A 16,689-nucleotide genomic window follows, 5' to 3' on the forward strand; every position below is an offset into this window, starting at 1 on the left:
CCAATGTCTCACTTTAGCACTCTCCGTACAAAAATCACCGATGCCGAAATCCTCAAGACTTCTCTGCGCGACTTAGGCATCAGCGTTAAATCCGATGCGGACGTTCGTGGTTACAATGGCCAGCGTGTTCGTTCCGACTTGGTTGCAGTGCTCGAAGGCGAATATGATCTGGGCTGGTCTCGCAACAGCGACGGCACCTACGACTTGATCGCTGACCTGTGGGGTGTTGCTAAGAAGCACAACCAGACCGAACTGATCAACGCCATTAACCAGAAGTACGCGGTTAATAAGACTCTCAATGAAGTTCGCCGTCCCGGTCTGCAAAACGCTAACGTTAAGCTCGTTGTTCAGTAAACATAGAGCGCGTTCCCTTGAATTACGGGTTAACCTACCATAGGTTAGCCCGTTTTTTCTGTTGAGATAGAATTGCGGTCAGGAATATCGGGGGAGTGTAGATGCAAATTATACAACGAACCTCAACTCAGTTAAAACTAAAAATCCTCCCCTTGTTGATTTGGATGATTGGGGGGATAATCATGAGTATCGGGGTGCGTCAGAGTCAACAGATAGGGAGATACCGTGTGATCTGCGATCGCCTCCCAGATTCTGGTCACTGTGAAATCAGCCAGTCCAGTTTCTGGCAAACCTACCGCCAAACCTTTCCTCTAAAAGACTTACAAGGGGCTGAGGTTGTCTTGCATAACAGTAGGAACCCGAATACCGCTTACAAAGTCGTTCTCCTGCTCCCAGGAAAACTCATTCCCCTTCATGATTTTTTGAGTTCCGATCGCCCCGCTCATCAGAAACAAGCCGATCTCATCAACCAATTTGTGCAAGATTCAACCCAGTCCAAGTTGGCGATCTCTCGAAATATGTTGGGGTTGATGATTACACCCTTTCTCTTGGTATGTGGCACAGGTCTGTTAACCATTGCCTGCTTCGGCCAAATCATTATCCTCAAATTGGATAAACCCTCCAATCAATTTATTCTTACTTGGCGAGGAATTTTGGGGACCAAACGGATTGAACATCCCCTGCGGAATATTGCCCGGAGTTATGTGGAACCGAGTATTAGTCGCCGTATTGGTCGCCAAACGTATGTTATCAAAGTGATGCTTACCTCTGGAGAAACCTTTGCTGTAACGCCCTATAAAAGTTCCGGATATGAGGAAAAACTCCGGACCACTCAAGAAATTCACAGCTTTTTGGGGATAGAACCAACAGAAACAACCTAGCCGAGATCTTTGGTTCCTTAACCTGGAGAACTCTTCGGTCTCATGGTGAGGGGAAATCAAAAACGTCAACAACAGTTAGAAGAGTATCAGGAGAGAATTTCCCGTCAGCCGGAGGATATTGAGGTCCCCTACAGCATCGCCAGCATTCTAGCCTTGCCAGGAAAACAACCAGAGGCTAAAGCACACTTAAAAAAATTTTATTCCTAGTTCGCTGTTGAGGGAAAAGTTGACTGGGCACAGTTGCTAGACCCGGTGTTCGACCAGCGAAACCACTCCATCTAAAGCCGATCGCCTCAATCCATCCCGATTGGCCCTCGACTCATTTAGGACCCCTGGGAATCACCCCTCGAAAACACAAGGGTGTGATTAATTCCAACAATATTCAGAAATCAGTCCGGGGGTTAGAATAAGCCAGAGTCAAATCCTATTGATACTGTTTATATGCAAACTTTCTCCGTTGAGCTAGAGCGAAAAATCCGAGACTTAATCTACCAATGCGGGACCCGGGCTGAAGACTTGGCGAAACAACCCTACTCGGTATCGGAAAAAGGGCCAGAAGATTATGTCACCAGCATAGATCGGGAACTCGATCGCCTGTTAACCGCCGGATTTTCTGAGTTATTTCCCCAAGATGGAATTATTACGGAGGAAAACGAGCGATCGCGACTGGCATTTAATGGCGATCGCGAACAACTCTGGTGCATTGACCCCCTTGATGGCACCGAAGGATTTATTCAAGGGAAGCCCCATTACTCCGTGATGATTGGCTTACTCTCAAATTTTCAACCGATCGCCGGTTGGATATACGCCCCCGCTTTACAGCAGATGTATTATGGCGGGACAGACTGGGGACTGTTTCAATCCGTCGGGGGTTCAGCCGTGGAACCCTTATCCCCCGTGGAACCACCGCCACCGAACTCCGCCTCTTGTCCGATTATGCTGGGCGATCGGGACCAACGAAATTTCGGGGAAGCGATCGCCCAATTAGTCCCAGGCGTCTGTTATTCTTCCCTCGGCAGTTTTGGTCTGAAAGTGATGGAAGTCATTTATGGACGAGCCGGACTCTATCTCTATCTGAATGGCCGAGTCAAACTGTGGGATACAGCCGGTCCCGTGGCCCTCGCCAAAGCAGCAGGGTTAGTCTGTTGTGATTTAGAGGGAAAACCCCTAAGTTTTGAACCCTCCGCACTTTCCTCGGATACCTTGATTCATAAACAACCGATTTTAATTGGGTGGCCGAGTTATGTAGAAGCCTTGCGATCGCCCATTTGCGCAGCCGTATTAGCCACTCAAACCCCATAAACGATTGCCCGATGAAGGTGGCGCCGTCATCCTTCCGATGACTGCAACTGAAGCTGTAACGGTTTATCTGCTTGAATTTCCAGACCCAGAAAATCTTGATTCCCGGGGGCTTTTTGACCCTCCGAGGGCCAGAAGACCCAGCGACTGCCTCGGGGTAAATGATTCAGACTGCCGCTATTTTGGGTCAGCCAAATCAAGGGTAAAAACGGAGGTTCTCCCACCGTTGCATCTTCTTCTCCAGCTTGAGTAGCGGCTAAGGCTTCTAAAACTCGGTTATTGCCATGCACCAACCCTGTTCCGGCAGTCCAGAGTCGGACATTGAGTTGACAGCGTTCGGCATAGCAGTATAAAGAAGCTGCTGCGATTACCGCTGCTTCAAAATCTTCTAAATTCCAAGAACTGCCACTATCGAGAGCAATAATTACTTCTTGTCCCCCGGTGGAAACTTCTAATTCCCGGACCCGCAGTTCTCCGAAGCGCGCGCTGCTGCGCCAATGGATTAAGCGAGTGGGGTCGCCATATCGGTAGGGTCGCACAGTGCGGGTAATGCCTTCGGTGGCCATTTCCGCACGCCGATCGCTATGAACTAAAAGGCTATCTTCTTGACCCATGCGATCGACCAGAGGACAGCGAGTCAGGGGTAAAACTTGGGGATAGACCCATGCGGTAGCCGGGACTTGGCGCGATCGCCTACACCAAAATAACCCCAGGGGAGTGGCGGATCTTAACTGGACCTCATGCCAGCGATAAATACCCCGTCGTTGGGTGGGGTAGTAGTACACCCAATGATGAATGCCATGAGGGGGGATTTCTTCGATCGCATATTCAACAGGTTTTCCCAACACGAAAGGAATCATATCCTCCACTTGCACCAAGGTTTTTGGCTTTGCCGTCTGATTGGCGATCGCCAGGTCGAGGGTGAGGTCTTCCCCCGCGCTGACGGGTTCAATCCGGGCCCGATCAACTTGTAAATCCTGGAGCGATCGCACCGGCAACACTGCGGCAGTTCCCAACAAAGCAAAACTCACACCACTGATGACATAGAGCCATCCTGCCATCGTATTCGTTGCAGCGGCAAAGAAAAATATAGCAAGGGTTAAGAGTAACCAACCGGCATAGGCCGGGTTTACCCAGTGAGTTTCCAGCCAGTTGGCGATGCGATGGGTAATTCGCGTTTTTTTGGAGCGAGTTGCAATGGGTTCTGCTGCCGTCATAATCGATCCCTTAGCCCTTCCACTCGTGGGGGTTTGATTTTTCTATGGTAATCGGAATTTTAGGCGATCGCTACTGCCCTTGAGGCTTCCGGGATAATTTCCAAATAAAGAAAAACTGGGCTAGAGTATCTCTAACCCAGACCGAGGGTGAACAATGAACACGGTGAATGATTCCAGGGAGTTCCCCCATTGAGGCGCTGGGGTTCTGATTCCCTTGGAACTTCTAATTCTGGTAGCAGCGACTGCCTTGGGGATGTCGTTTTCGCTTTCGAGTTCTATCTTACCTCAGTGATTGCACGGATGTCAATCCTTAAATTTTTCAGAACCGGGAGAGACTCTTCCGGACATTTATTGTAAAACATCCCAAAAAAACCCCTGTCTGAAAAGGGGTATCAATATTTTATCCCGGGGAAGGGCGATCGCCACTTTTATCCGTATTTGTCCGGATACTAGGGCCGATGGTACAAAACTTAACCTGGACCCTTGCAGTCCTGACATCTGGTCGATGTAGCGTTCCCCAGTTATGACCCTAGGCAGATTTCATGACTTGATAGCTTTCGTTCGCCACGGCAGTACAATGAACATAGCGGCACGAGTGAGTCTAACGACTCAGGGAGGCAATCCGAGGCACGCCTCGGGTCCTCAGGGGGTAAAAACCTGCCTGAGTCTGACCTAGGGATACCGGCTTAATTTATTAGGCCAGAGGAATCGCGATCGCACTCCAGGCCGGGATCCAACAGTCCCGCTTTGAGCGGGTCAAGACTTACTTAAAAGTCTTTGTCAGTATATTGGTTGACCGAACGTTCTTGTGGCGTCCGAGATAGTAACAACGTGGACTTAAAACAGCTCTTCAAAACCCCGAATCCGATTATTGGTGTTGTCCATTTACTGCCCCTGCCGACCTCTCCGAGGTGGGGGGGCAGCCTCAAAACTGTCATTGAGCGAGCCGAGCGAGAGGCCACAGCGTTGGCATCAGGCGGGGTTGATGGTATTATTGTCGAAAATTTCTTTGATGCTCCCTTTACGAACGGCCAGGTTGATCCAGCCGTAGTGAGTGCCATGACCCTGATCGTGGATCGGCTGATGAACTTGGTAACGGTGCCGATCGGAATCAACGTTTTGCGAAATGACGCCCTGAGTGGATTGGCGATCGCCTCCTGTGTCGGTGCCAGCTTTATCCGGGTCAATGTCCTCACTGGGGTCATGGCGACGGACCAAGGCTTAATCGAAGGACAAGCGCACCAACTGCTGCGCTATCGGCGAGAACTCGGCAGCGAGGTTAAAATCCTGGCCGATGTTTTAGTCAAGCACGCGCGGCCCTTGGGGTCCCCCAATCTCACCACCGCTGTGCAAGAAACCATTGAGCGCGGTTTAGCCGATGGCGTGATTCTCTCCGGTTGGGCAACTGGGAACCCTCCGAGTTTTGAGGATTTAGAACTGGCGATCGCTGCAGCTAAAGGCACTCCCGTCTTTATTGGCAGCGGTGCCAACTGGGACAATATTTCTACCTTAATGCAGGCAGCCAATGGGGTCATTGTCTGTAGTTCCCTCAAACGACATGGACAACTCGAACAACCCGTTGACCCCATCCGCGTCAGTCAATTCGTAGAAGCCACTCGCCGGAGTCTCTCTCTCGAAACTCCCTCCGCGTCACTGGCGGCTATCAAGCTGCATTCAGGGTGAGGGCTTTTTGAAAACCACTCCATGAAGGCATCAGGATGAAGGGGGAAAATTCATCCCTCATCCTGATCCGGCTTTTTCATTTGGGTTCCTGAAATCATCCCTCCTCCCTCCTCCCCTATCCCTCCCCCTTCATCCCCTATCCCTCCCCTTCATCCTGCCGCACTCATCCTTCGGCCTAGAGCATTCCCCCTTCCCCTGAGCGAATATGCCACAATCAAATTGTCCTGGCTTTGCTACTTGAGCAATCAAGAGCCATCGTCACAGTCCCATCTGAGGAACAGGGTCGTCAACCCTTGCCTCAGATAGTCGTTGACCTGCCCAAGTCTTAACTGACTCAGTTATCGGCAACGGTTCCCTACCCTATAGCAAGTCTCAATTATTCTGACAATAGAATTAAGGAGTGGGAGCCGGAAAGCTCCCTACTACTGAAAGGTCGCTTTCCGGACCCCACTCACGCCTAAAAATTGTCCAATTCATCGAGACGCGCTATATCCAGGAATACGAAGCAAGTTCCTGGCTCTAAAACTGGATCGTTAAACAGTTTTACCCCGATGAAGACCGTCTGTTCAACAATAGTAGCGACCGATAACATGATTTAAGGGGTTACCACTCCGGGAACGGAAGGGGTGCCTACCCCAAAAAATACTATGCGTACAGGGTAAAACGTTTGAGGCGGTAATTGTCCCGTTGAAAGTGCATCACAAAAGCACCCCAGGCCAAGTCACCCCAAGGCGATAGTAATCCTCAATGCTCACGGGGGTTTAACCCCTGTGATGCGCTTTTCCTCCGAGGTTTAAAAACTCTCGGTTTGCAAATTACCAAATTTTTCTTATGAGTCGCCGACGTTCTACTCCGTGGATTTACCGCTGGTCGCGTCATATTATTGGCGCGATCGCCGTTTTAGGTCTTTTAGAAACCGCTTTTTTGACCATCGTTGAGTTTACCGGATCCGCTGCGGCAGTTTGTCCCACCACCGGCTGCCAAATTGTCCTGGAAAGCGAATATGCCAAAATCTTTGGGTTGCCCCTCACCCTATTTGGTTTTCTAGGCTATACCACAATGGCGATTTTGGCCTTTGCTCCCCTATTAATCAAAGAAGAGACCCAAAAAGGGTTGAAATCGCAGGTAGACAACACATCCTGGTTGCTGATGTTTGCGATCGCCTCCGCCATGCTGGTGTTTAGTCTATACCTGACATACATCATGTTTTTTACCCTGCAAGCAGTCTGTCCTTACTGCATGGTTTCGGCAGTCTTTTCAGTCTTGCTGTTTGTCTTAACCATCATTGGCCGCGATTGGCCCGATCGCGGCCAACTGTTCTTTATCGGCATTATTGTCGGCATGATTACCCTGATTAGCGCCTTGGGGGTCTATGCCAGTGTCAATAACCCAGGGACCCAAGTTTCTGCCGACAACTCCATCGTTCAGCGTCAGGCTGGACGCCCCCCCTCCAATACAGGCTGGCCGATTTCCACCTCCTCCGGTGAAGCTGAAATCGCCTTAGCCCAACATCTGAGTGCAGTGGGGGCAAAAAACTATAGTGCCTATTGGTGTCCGCATTGCCATGAACAAAAGGAACTGTTTGGAAAACAAGCAGTGAGTGAGATTAACTACATTGAATGCGACCCCCTGGGCAAAAATCCCCAACCTCAACTCTGTAAATCAGTTGGAATTGAAGGATTTCCCACCTGGATCATTAACGGGGAAAAATATCCAGGGGTGCGATCGCTCTCTGAATTAGCGGAATTGTCCGGCTATCAAGGGCCAAGTAACTTTAAAAACGTCTTACCGAGTCCCTAACCTACCCTAAACCCCAGGATCCGAGAAATTCCCAATGCGGTTTGAGGCTGGACTCGCACGGGGAAAGTCCGGATCCCAGTCCTTTTTCTAAGCAGATTAAATCCCCTCAAAAGCTAGTATTTCATGAAAATGCAGCCCCTTAAAGGTCCAAAACTACTCTGGAGTGCCCTGACGCAACGGTGGCAACAAAGACTTCCCGACTGGAGTGGGAGCATTTGGCTTCCCTTTAAGGCGGTTGTCGGTGTGGCCGGGTTTGTGTTGATTTTGCGCTCCACGGGACTGTTGCAGTCTCTGGAATGGGCGGCTTATGACCAGATGTTTCGTTGGCGTCCCCCGGAACCGAGGGACGATCGCATCCTGATTGTGGGAATTAACGAAACCGATATCCGGGAATTCCAAACCTGGCCGATTTCCGATCGCGTCTTAGCTGAACTGCTGCAAAAACTGGATAGCTACTCTCCCCGGGCGATCGGTCTGGATCTCTATCGAGATATTCCAGCCGAACCCGGTTACGCTGAGTTACAACAGGTCTTTGCCACTACCCCTAATCTGATTGGCATTGAAGAGGTGCCGATCGGTACCAACCTCATCGGGGTCCGTCCTCCGAAAGTTTTGGCGCAATTGGATGCGGTGGGATTTAACAATGTGGCGATCGATTCCGATGGCAACATCCGCCGTAATCTGCTTTATCTATGGAGTGAGGAGAAAACCTACCAAAGTTTTGCCTTAAAACTGGCCTTGATCTATCTGCAAGGGGAAGGGATTAAACTTGAACCCTCATCTGAGCATCCCAAGCATTTCCAACTCGGTCCTCACACCTTTCCTCGGTTTGAAGCCAATGATGGACCCTATATCGGCCAAGATAATGGGGGTTATCAACTACTGGCTAATTTTCATCTGGGACCCCCGGGTAAGTCTGAACTGGTCCCCTATCGCGAGGTCTCCATGAGGGATGTGTTAGAGGGTAAGGTTCCAGGGGATTGGGTGCGCGATCGCGTGGTCTTGATCGGTTCAACCGCTACAAGTATCAATGATTTTTTCTATACCCCCCATAGTGCGGGATTGTTCCAGGCCCCTAAAAAAGTCTTTGGGGTCCAGCTTCATGCCAATTTTGTCAGCCAAATCATCAGTGCGGCTTTAAATGACCGTGCTCCCTCGATTTTTTTCTGGTCTGAACCCCTCGAATGGCTGTGGATTGTGCTCTGGGCGATCGCCGGTGCCTTCATCAGTTCCACCGGGCGATCGCCACTTCGCCTAACGGCGAGTATCCTCCTGGCTTCCTTAACCCTCTTCGGTAGCGCTACCCTGCTCTTTTTAATAGGCTGGTGGGTCCCCTTAATTCCTCCCCTCTTAACCCTCTTATGTTCCGCCGGATTGCTCACTTCTTATATTGCTTATCATGAAGAAAAATTAAAACGCTCTTTTGCCGAATCCAAAGACTTTTTAGACCAAATCATCAATACCATCCCCGACCCCATTTTTGTTAAAGATAAAAACCACCACTGGATTGTCTTAAATGATGCCTATTGTAAACTCATTGGCTATCCTTTACAAGTAGTTCTTGAAAAATCGGATTATGAAATTTTTTCCACCGATGAAGCTAATCTCTTTTGGCAGGAAGATGAATGGGTCTTGACCACAGGTTTACCCCATGAAAATGAAGCCAAGTTGACCGATGCCACGGGAACGCTACATTATATTGCCACAAAACGGTCTTTGCATAAAGATTCAGCCGGAAATGTCTTCTTAGTGGGGGTGATTCGAGACATTACTGAACGCAAGAAGATGGAAGAAGAACTCAAACGCACGGCTTCAGAATTGGCTCAGTCTTACCAAGAATTAAAAGTCTCTGAAGACCGATTGCGCCACCAAGCCTATCACGATACTCTAACCAATCTTCCCAACCGAAAATTATTCTCTGATCGGCTCAATCAAGCCTTAGAATGGGCGGCGATTAATCACCAAATTGTAGCAGTTTTATTTATTGATTTAGATGGGTTTAAACAAATTAATGATACCCTCGGACATGACAGCGGCGACTTGTTATTGAAAGAAGTGGCGCGACGACTCACTGCCTGTTTGCGGGGGAGTGACACGGTGGCACGTCTGGGGGGTGATGAGTTTACCGTGATTTTACCGGCAATTCCTCGGCAGCAAGATGTGGCGAGTGTGGCGCAGAAGATTATGACGACTTTGGGGGAACCCGTTGCGATCGCTGGAGACTTGATTCATGTCACCGCTAGTATCGGAATTAGCTTGTACCCCTTGAATGGGGAAGATGCAGATACCTTAATTAAGCGTGCAGACGCGGCGATGTACCGTTCTAAAGAACTCGGTAAAAATCAATATGAATTTTATGAAGTTTCCTAAACTTCCGGACCCGGTAAGCACAGGGATCAAGGATATCGAGGAGTTCTCTCTAGATCCACAGCGGGTTAATTTTGCCACCCTAGATCCACCATTAAACGGGGGGGGATATTAGGATTGATGATGAGAAATATTAATGTATGTTAAGAATTGAATCAATCACGACACAAACTCTATACCTAAACCCTATTGTCAAGGTTACTAGACATTTTAGAAAACATCTACTGAGTCACCACAGCCGCGTAAGAGTAAATACGGATACCCCTGAACCTGAGCGGACTTCAACGGTGGAGAATTTCATTGAAATCACAGGTTTTAACCCCGTGACCTAGCTCTAACCCCTCAAAAACTTCCTCGGTAAATCCACGGTACCCCTCCAAAAATTTTTTTTCAGCTACTGGACAAATACGTGAATCTACTGATAAACTAATACCACAGGGGGACATCTACTAGGAAGGTTATTTTATGGGGTCAAGGGTGTTATGTTTACGTTACTTCGCTCTAGTACAATCACTCTCTTTTCAATTAGCAGCTTGCTAGGGACAACCCTGGCCCTCACGAGCTGGCCAACGAGTTTGACTCCTGAATCGCTCCGGAATACAACCGGCTCGAATCTGGAGATTTCCATTGCTGAATATGAACCGCCAAGGCCGGGTAACGGCAAGCCCCAGGGTGAAACCCCTGGAGCTGGAACCCGCTACATTTAGTTCTAAGACTTGCCCTCGGAATTTAGGGACAAACCCTCCCGTTGCTTTAAACCCGGGCCTACTCCTGACGCTTCACCGGATATTTATAGGAGAGCCCCACCTAAGACTCAGTGAAAGAAATAGCTATCGGCAGAAATGGCAGGACCATCAAAGGGGAATCCTGCGCCAAGATTGGTTTTGAACCACAGTATGAGCTTGCCAACTGGGATCCGTATGGGGATAATCTAAGCGATAGTGACCCCCACGACTTTCGGTTCTAAACATGGCACTGGTGAGAATCAAGTAGGCTCCATCCAGTAAATTGCGGGTTTCCGACCACTGAACGAGCAGTTCATTGGCATTGGGGATGGAAAAACTGACCCTCTGACCAACCACCGGCTTTAATAAATATTGAGACAGAGGAAGGGCGGCAAATTCAGCTTGCCAGGTGTTAATTTGCCCGATCGCCGCTTCTAAGGCCGCTTGTCCCCGCACAATTCCCGCACTTTGCCAAACCAGCAACGGTAGCGATCGCCGCAGTTGTTGAATATAAGCTTGTTGTGCGGGTAAATCTTTCCCCAATCGATTACTCTCTAAGGTCACCGTCTCTTCCTCAACCCCTTCTCCCCGATTGGGATCAATTTCAATGGCCCCTAACTGAGCACCAAACACGAGACATTCCAGCAAAGAATTACTCGCTAAGCGATTCGCACCATGCACGCCGGTATTGGTCGTTTCCCCCACCGCATACAAACCGGGAATCGAAGTGCGTCCGTACAAATCTGTTTGAACCCCACCCATCCAGTAATGGGCCGCTGGTGCCACCGGAATGGGTTCCCTAAACAAATCGACTCCCCAAGTTTGACAAACCTGGATAATATTCGGAAAGCGATGGCGAATCCGCTCGTCGGAAATCGGGCGCAAATCTAGCCAAACACATCCCGGGGTGGGGTCAGTGCCCCAATTCTGAAGATGCATAAAAATCGAGCGACTGACCACATCTCGCGGTGCCAATTCTCCCGCCGGATGGTAATCAAACATGAAGCGATAGCCGCGATCGTCGAGCAAATGAGCGCCCTCACCCCGGACTGCCTCACTGATTAAAAATCGGGGAGCGTCCGCTTTGGTGAGTGCGGTGGGATGAAACTGAAAAAATTCTAAATCTCTTAAAACTGCACCGGCACGCCATGCCATTGCTACCCCGTCCCCGGTACTGACTGAAGGATTGGTGGTTTGGGCGAAGACTTGACCACCGCCGCCGGTAGCGAGAACTACAGCACCAGCACGCACCCAGTAAATCTGACCCTGATACACTAGGCGGACGCCTTGACAGCGTTCGGTCTCTGGGTCAATCCACAGATTCAAAACAACGGCATTTTCGATCGCCTGAATATTGGGGCAGCTCAAGACCCGACTGCTCAGGACGCTGACAATGGCTCGACCCGTGGTATCTGCTGCATGAAGAACGCGGCGGTGGGAGTGAGCAGCTTCTAGGGTTAAGGCTAAGGTTCCTTGATTGTCCCGGTCGAAGGCTACACCCAGTTTTAGCAAGTTTTGAACACAGTTAGGTGCTTGTTCGGCGAGAAACTTGACGGCTTCTAGATCACACAACCCAGCACCGGCAACGAGGGTATCTTCGATATGGAACTTGGGAGAATCATCGGGGGCGATCGCAGCGGCTATACCCCCCTGCGCCCAATCGCTTGCGGAAATCGGCAAGCTATCTTTGGCAATTAAACCCACGCGGTAAGTATCAGGAAGGCACAGGGCTGCATACAAACCCGCAGCACCAGCGCCGACAACCAATACATCAAAAGTGGTGGGTATCCTCTGATTGAGACCGGGATCGAACTGTGACGGATTGCTCAATGAAAAATCGCCCCTTGTCAAGTAGTTGAGCCGATTCTATAGGGCTGGGTAAATCTAGGGGAGCATTCGGGTCGCCGTAGCACGTTTGTCTCCCTAACCCTCCGGGGTCTTGCATCGGGGTCCAAGGGCCTACTGCCTATTGCTCCAATGATTTAGAAGCCCTATAGAAGCTCTTTATATTACCTTAATGGACAAAGGACGAAATTAACGATCTCTGTGTGTTCTACCGGAACAGGAGATCGTTTAGTAATAGCCGTTATTGATGCGATCGTCGCCTTCAATTAACGAGACTTCAGGGTCGGTGACGGTAAATTTATCCAGATTGGCTTGTAGCAATTCTTTTTGGCGATCGCTCAGGCTGGGAATGCTTAAAACATCCTCAACTTTCTCGTAGGGGGCATTTTGGACAATTAACCCCGCCAGGGTGGGATACAGTCCCCGATACTGCCGGAAAGCCCGAACGTTGGTGTTATTTAAGTCAATTTTTTCGCCAAACTCACTCGCCAGCTTATCATCGATGGGATTGCGATACTGGGGTTGCGAGACTAAAATCGTGGATTGTAAGGATATCCCCCTCCAGCCCGCAGCGGCTGCATTTTGAGGAAATCCTAACCATCCCAGACAACCCACGACTAAGCCGAAGACTGCGACCAGGCGAACCAATCTTTGCATAACTTTATTCCTTTGTTTCTCATAAACAGCCTTTTAATAGAGACTACCATTTTACCTACAGATTTTTTTTTGATTTCTGCCAAATCAGCAGATTTTTTCCCGAGTGGGGCTGTGTTCAAGGGGTCCGGCTCCCATAAGAGTAGGCGCTGGATAGGAATTACCTGGACAGATCCGATGATCTCCCCCAATGGCTTTAGGTCTAATTCTATTTAAAAGGGTTAAAAGGGGAGTTTTAGCGGTTGGCGGCCTGGGAACGCAAAAAGGCATCCAGGTTGGCGAAGGAGCAAGCGTAGGTGATGGTCGGCTTTTCGTAGCCCTTGAGATGGACGCTATGCTGCTTGAACAAGTCCTCATGTCCCGGGACGGTCCGACAGTATTTATAAGTGGTTTCACCCAAAGCAATATCCAGGCCGATCTCTTTGGTAGCCGACTCCAAGCGAAAGGCGGCGTTGACGGTATCTCCTAATGCGGTGTAGTCGGGGCGATCGCCCGATCCGGTATTGCCAACCATGCCATATCCCGTATTGACTCCGGCCCCTATTCGCAGCGGAAAGGGCAGGGGATAGCGTTTATTGAGGTCTTCGGTAACCTCATGCAAGGAATTGAGGGCCTGAAAAATTCGCAGCATCTCTTCGTCGCTGACTTCTTGGGTGCTATGAAACCAGACTGCCATGACGGCATCGCCGATATATTTATCCACCCAACTGCCGCGATCGCGAATAATATTCCCGGCACAGCGGAACCAGGTCCCAATCACTTCCGAGAGGATTTTTTCATCCAGTTGTTGGGTCAAAACGGTGAAATTTCGGATATCCACGACCATCACCGAGATTAACCTGCGCACGTGCAAGGCCGCCGTGACGGTAAAATCCTTCGCGGTTCCTAACTCTTCTGAGCAGTCACTCAGATCGGCCATTGGGGAGAAAAATTCCAGGTCGGTTTGTCCGAAGGTCAGGCGATCGCCATTGTGCAAGATCACCGGGATGCTCACGCGGCGGCCATTGACAAAGGATCCATTGCGACTCCCGAGGTCGATCAAATAAAATTCCCCCGTGTCCATGCACTGCAGCATGGCATGGGCGCGGGACATCCAGCGATCGCCAATTGCGAAATTATTATCTTCACTTCGTCCAATTGTCCAGCAGTTACCTCCCACTAACGGGAGATAGCGGTTCCCTGCTTCAGTTCGCAGTAAGAGATGAGGAGTAGGTGGGAGATTTGCCACAGGTTAAGCACCAACGTTATGGATTTGTAACGCTCTCATTTTAAAAGGAGTAACCCTAGACTGAAGGTCTTCCACCTTTCTGAGGAAAGGTTGAGGAAAGTTGTGGGTTTTGGGTTGGTGTTGTTCAGTTGGAACAGGTCCCCTTCAACGATGCTTACCCCTTTTTAAGTCAGATACTTAACCCTGTAAGAGGGGATATTCAAGCTCTAATTGACCATTCAGGCGGCTAGGGCTGCCAGCCAAAACAAGCTGTCTACAACAATTGTACTCAATACTGCACCCCCAAACGCCCACCATTTTAACCCATGAGAGCGCAAGGGTAAACTACCCACCCCGAGTAACAGAATTCCGAGGACCGCTGCCCAACCACAGCCCCAGGGGGTGTTGACGATCGCCAACGCATTCTGAAAAATCGGAATTGCTAGTTCCGGTTCGACTTGCATCAACTGTCGCCAGTGTGGAATTAAGTTTACTACATAAAAATAAACGTCGGTGACGGTGGTGCCAAATAAGGAACCCAAATAAAACCAGCTTCCGATCGCCAGGTGACCGCGCCACAGACACCACAGGGCCACGGGTAGCCCGATCGCCTCTAGGGGTAAGTGTAGCAAGGGTTCCCATCGAAACCATCCCCAGTAGATGGCCCCGGCCAACCAACTGCCGGTAAATCCGATTAATAAATCACCCCAAATCTGGCTGCCATCACGCGATCGCAACACTTGCGCCAGCCCTAACCACCCCACACTCAGGGCGACAGCGAGTAGGGGCAGATGCCGCACTAAGGGGGCTTCAAAGAAGACGGGGACTGATACCAGAAAGGCGGCAGCGGCAAACATCCGCAACCGTTGGCCGACCCCGATGGGGCTAAACGAAGGATTCAGACTGAGGCTTACAGATTTCACGGCTGCTCCTGCAGAGGTGTAAGAAGACCAGGATTTATTTAACAACTCTTTAATATTCTTTACTTAACTTCATCTTATTTAAGATATCACAAGAAATATCCCCCCCTAGGGGATTTCCCTTCCTAAATTTTACTCGATTCCTGGAATTCTGGGGAAAAGAACAGGACCAGCCGGGGCCATCTCTCCGGAATGACCCCAGATTTTATAGAATCAATGCAAAATTTTGGGCTTCAGCTTGTCGCCCCATCTTAAATTGCCAATAGAGAATATAATGCGTTTGTTCTGCTCTGAGGCACTCCCGGATGGGAAAAAAGCCTATGGCACAGTGGCTCCACTCTCCTCTGTAGGAATCTAGGAAAAAAGAAGATTAAGAACTTCTCCTGGAATAAATCCATCCACTATAAAGGTCAAGTTTAGATTTTCCAGACAGATAACATCGCAAAAATTCATGGGACTATCACGCAATCAGTTTTTAACTCTAGGGAGTTTCAGTGCCATCGGCATGGCGATCGCCACCGCTGGCAAAGCACTCAGCAGCGAATTACTAGGGTCCAGTCGCGTTACCGACATCACCACTTCCCTATCTGGGTGGACTTCCAGTCCGCAAATCTTGGCTGTGACTGAATCCGCCTCGGAGCTCATGGAACCAGAAACCCAGATCAATTTATTTCAGGCGATCGCACTCGGGTTCGTCCAGGGAATGACCGAATTTATCCCGATTAGCAGTACCGCCCATTTACAAGTCATCCCCGTGGCTTTGGGGTGGGGAGATCCCGGGGTTGCCTTCACGGCTATCCTGCAACTCGGCAGCATCGGGTCCGTGCTTTGGTATTTTTGGCCCGATTTGAGTACCCTAGGCAATGGAGCAGCGCGGGCGCTGGTACGGCGTGAATATGAGGACCAGGACTTTCGGATTGTCCTAGGCATTCTCATCGGATCCCTGCCAATTATCCTATTTGGGTTAATTATCAAATATCTGATTCCGGAGTTTTACGAGGAAAATCTTCGGACTCTCACGGCGATCGGTGTTGTCTCAATTTTAATGGCAATCTTGCTCGGGATTGCTGAACGTTTTGGGGCGCGAAAACGCACCTTTGGGCAATTGAGTCTGAAAGATGGTCTATTAATGGGACTCGCTCAGGTCCTCGCCTTGGTTCCCGGTTTCTCTCGGTCCGGTTCTACCATTACCGCCGGATTATTCATGGGATTAGATCGCACCACTGCTGCCCGGTTTTCTTTTTTGCTTGGCATTCCGGCGATTACCTCAGCTGGATTAGTGGAACTTAAGGATCTGTTGAGTTCTAATTTGGACAGCATTGGCATGGTCCCTCTGGTGGGAGGATTGATTTCATCCGCCGTCTTTTCTTATCTCTCCATCGCGTGGCTGCTTAATTTCTTAAAAACCCAGAGTAACTGGGTTTTTATCTGGTATCGGATAGCCTTTGGTAGTGTGATTTTATTTGCCCTGGCGTTGGGTTGGATACAGCCCTAGTTCACCGTAGAGAGTATCGGTCTGCCCATTCCCAACCCGTTAAGGGAGGGGCAGAAAACAATCCCTTTAGGGAGTGATTCCATGCCATGAGCGTTACGGTGCTTCAGTTATAGATAACGGATGCATCAAAAAAATAACCGCTCAATCTGACACACAGGACAACCCTGCCTTGCAGCTAACGCCACTACGATGGGGCAATTTGATAGTTGGGCATGGACTAAGCATATAATAGGGAAGCAGCA

The 16,689-nt window shown here is 49.7% G+C and carries 14 protein-coding genes; 8 read left to right on the forward strand and 6 right to left on the reverse strand.

Features of this window, described 5'->3' with window-relative positions:
* Window positions 1-3: 3 nt before the first annotated feature.
* From NG792_RS13985 to NG792_RS14000, 4 genes are all read left to right on the forward strand, one after another.
* On the forward strand, window positions 4-354 hold the full coding sequence (locus NG792_RS13985) for a DUF1257 domain-containing protein (RefSeq protein WP_015149336.1): 351 nt from the start codon (window positions 4-6) through the stop codon (window positions 352-354).
* A gap of 101 nt (window positions 355-455) precedes the next feature.
* A complete protein-coding gene (locus tag NG792_RS13990; protein WP_261235782.1) occupies window positions 456-1,235 on the forward strand; it encodes a hypothetical protein in 780 nt (259 codons plus the stop codon).
* Window positions 1,236-1,277: 42 nt separating this feature from the next.
* Window positions 1,278-1,442: a hypothetical protein gene (locus NG792_RS13995; RefSeq protein WP_261199401.1), complete on the forward strand. Its 165-nt coding sequence runs from the start codon at window positions 1,278-1,280 to the stop codon at window positions 1,440-1,442.
* A gap of 234 nt (window positions 1,443-1,676) precedes the next feature.
* Window positions 1,677-2,537, forward strand: a complete 861-nt coding sequence (locus tag NG792_RS14000) for a 3'(2'),5'-bisphosphate nucleotidase CysQ family protein (protein WP_261235783.1) — start codon at window positions 1,677-1,679, stop codon at window positions 2,535-2,537.
* A gap of 26 nt (window positions 2,538-2,563) precedes the next feature.
* On the opposite strand, the gene NG792_RS14005 is transcribed toward NG792_RS14000, so the two are convergent.
* Entirely contained in the window at window positions 2,564-3,751 is a 1,188-nt protein-coding gene (locus tag NG792_RS14005; protein ID WP_261235784.1) for a DUF58 domain-containing protein, read from the reverse strand.
* 831 nt (window positions 3,752-4,582) lie between these two features.
* Here NG792_RS14005 and btpA point away from each other — a divergent pair.
* Window positions 4,583-5,434 (forward strand): photosystem I biogenesis protein BtpA, encoded by an 852-nt coding sequence (btpA, locus tag NG792_RS14010; RefSeq protein WP_261199433.1) that lies wholly within the window; start codon window positions 4,583-4,585, stop codon window positions 5,432-5,434.
* 457 nt (window positions 5,435-5,891) lie between these two features.
* Here the strand turns inward: btpA and NG792_RS14015 are convergent, their stop codons facing one another.
* Window positions 5,892-6,026: a hypothetical protein gene (locus tag NG792_RS14015; protein WP_261235785.1), complete on the reverse strand. Its 135-nt coding sequence runs from the start codon at window positions 6,024-6,026 to the stop codon at window positions 5,892-5,894.
* 239 nt (window positions 6,027-6,265) lie between these two features.
* On the opposite strand from NG792_RS14015, the gene NG792_RS14020 reads away from it, so the two are divergent.
* Window positions 6,266-7,234 carry a vitamin K epoxide reductase family protein gene (locus tag NG792_RS14020; protein WP_261235786.1) on the forward strand — a complete coding sequence of 323 codons (969 nt, stop codon included), beginning with the start codon at window positions 6,266-6,268 and terminating at the stop codon, window positions 7,232-7,234.
* A 123-nt stretch (window positions 7,235-7,357) separates the two neighbouring features.
* Complete coding sequence (locus NG792_RS14025; RefSeq protein WP_317619510.1) at window positions 7,358-9,604, forward strand: CHASE2 domain-containing protein; 2,247 nt, start codon at window positions 7,358-7,360, stop codon at window positions 9,602-9,604.
* 851 nt (window positions 9,605-10,455) lie between these two features.
* Here NG792_RS14025 and nadB read toward each other — a convergent pair.
* The 4 genes from nadB to NG792_RS14045 all read right to left on the reverse strand — a co-directional run bounded on the left by nadB (window position 10,456) and on the right by NG792_RS14045 (window position 14,955).
* Window positions 10,456-12,156: an L-aspartate oxidase gene (gene nadB / locus NG792_RS14030; RefSeq protein ID WP_261235787.1), complete on the reverse strand. Its 1,701-nt coding sequence runs from the start codon at window positions 12,154-12,156 to the stop codon at window positions 10,456-10,458.
* A gap of 243 nt (window positions 12,157-12,399) precedes the next feature.
* Window positions 12,400-12,828 carry a photosystem II complex extrinsic protein PsbU gene (gene psbU, locus NG792_RS14035; RefSeq protein ID WP_261199406.1) on the reverse strand — a complete coding sequence of 143 codons (429 nt, stop codon included), beginning with the start codon at window positions 12,826-12,828 and terminating at the stop codon, window positions 12,400-12,402.
* Between the two features lie 232 nt (window positions 12,829-13,060).
* Window positions 13,061-14,053, reverse strand: coding sequence for an adenylate/guanylate cyclase domain-containing protein (locus NG792_RS14040; protein ID WP_261199407.1), 993 nt, complete (start codon window positions 14,051-14,053; stop codon window positions 13,061-13,063).
* Between the two features lie 218 nt (window positions 14,054-14,271).
* On the reverse strand, window positions 14,272-14,955 hold the full coding sequence (locus tag NG792_RS14045; RefSeq protein WP_261199408.1) for a DUF3120 domain-containing protein: 684 nt from the start codon (window positions 14,953-14,955) through the stop codon (window positions 14,272-14,274).
* 448 nt (window positions 14,956-15,403) lie between these two features.
* Here NG792_RS14045 and NG792_RS14050 point away from each other — a divergent pair, with 448 nt between their 5' ends.
* Window positions 15,404-16,447, forward strand: coding sequence for an undecaprenyl-diphosphate phosphatase (locus tag NG792_RS14050; protein WP_261235788.1), 1,044 nt, complete (start codon window positions 15,404-15,406; stop codon window positions 16,445-16,447).
* Window positions 16,448-16,689: the final 242 nt, after the last annotated feature.

Origin of the sequence: Laspinema olomoucense D3b (assembly GCF_025370785.1) — a bacterium.
Lineage (GTDB): Bacteria > Cyanobacteriota > Cyanobacteriia > Cyanobacteriales > Laspinemataceae > Laspinema > Laspinema olomoucense.

Coding starts and splice junctions, on each gene's coding strand:
- psbU (WP_261199406.1), bottom strand. CDS start 12,828: ATGCAAAGATTGGTTCGCCTGGTCGCAGTCTTCGGCTTAGTCGTGGGT.
- NG792_RS14000 (WP_261235783.1), top strand. CDS start 1,677: ATGCAAACTTTCTCCGTTGAGCTAGAGCGAAAAATCCGAGACTTAATC.
- NG792_RS14005 (WP_261235784.1), bottom strand. CDS start 3,751: ATGACGGCAGCAGAACCCATTGCAACTCGCTCCAAAAAAACGCGAATT.
- NG792_RS14050 (WP_261235788.1), top strand. CDS start 15,404: ATGGGACTATCACGCAATCAGTTTTTAACTCTAGGGAGTTTCAGTGCC.
- NG792_RS14015 (WP_261235785.1), bottom strand. CDS start 6,026: ATGTTATCGGTCGCTACTATTGTTGAACAGACGGTCTTCATCGGGGTA.
- NG792_RS14020 (WP_261235786.1), top strand. CDS start 6,266: ATGAGTCGCCGACGTTCTACTCCGTGGATTTACCGCTGGTCGCGTCAT.
- NG792_RS13995 (WP_261199401.1), top strand. CDS start 1,278: ATGGTGAGGGGAAATCAAAAACGTCAACAACAGTTAGAAGAGTATCAG.
- NG792_RS13985 (WP_015149336.1), top strand. CDS start 4: ATGTCTCACTTTAGCACTCTCCGTACAAAAATCACCGATGCCGAAATC.
- NG792_RS14025 (WP_317619510.1), top strand. CDS start 7,358: ATGAAAATGCAGCCCCTTAAAGGTCCAAAACTACTCTGGAGTGCCCTG.
- NG792_RS13990 (WP_261235782.1), top strand. CDS start 456: ATGCAAATTATACAACGAACCTCAACTCAGTTAAAACTAAAAATCCTC.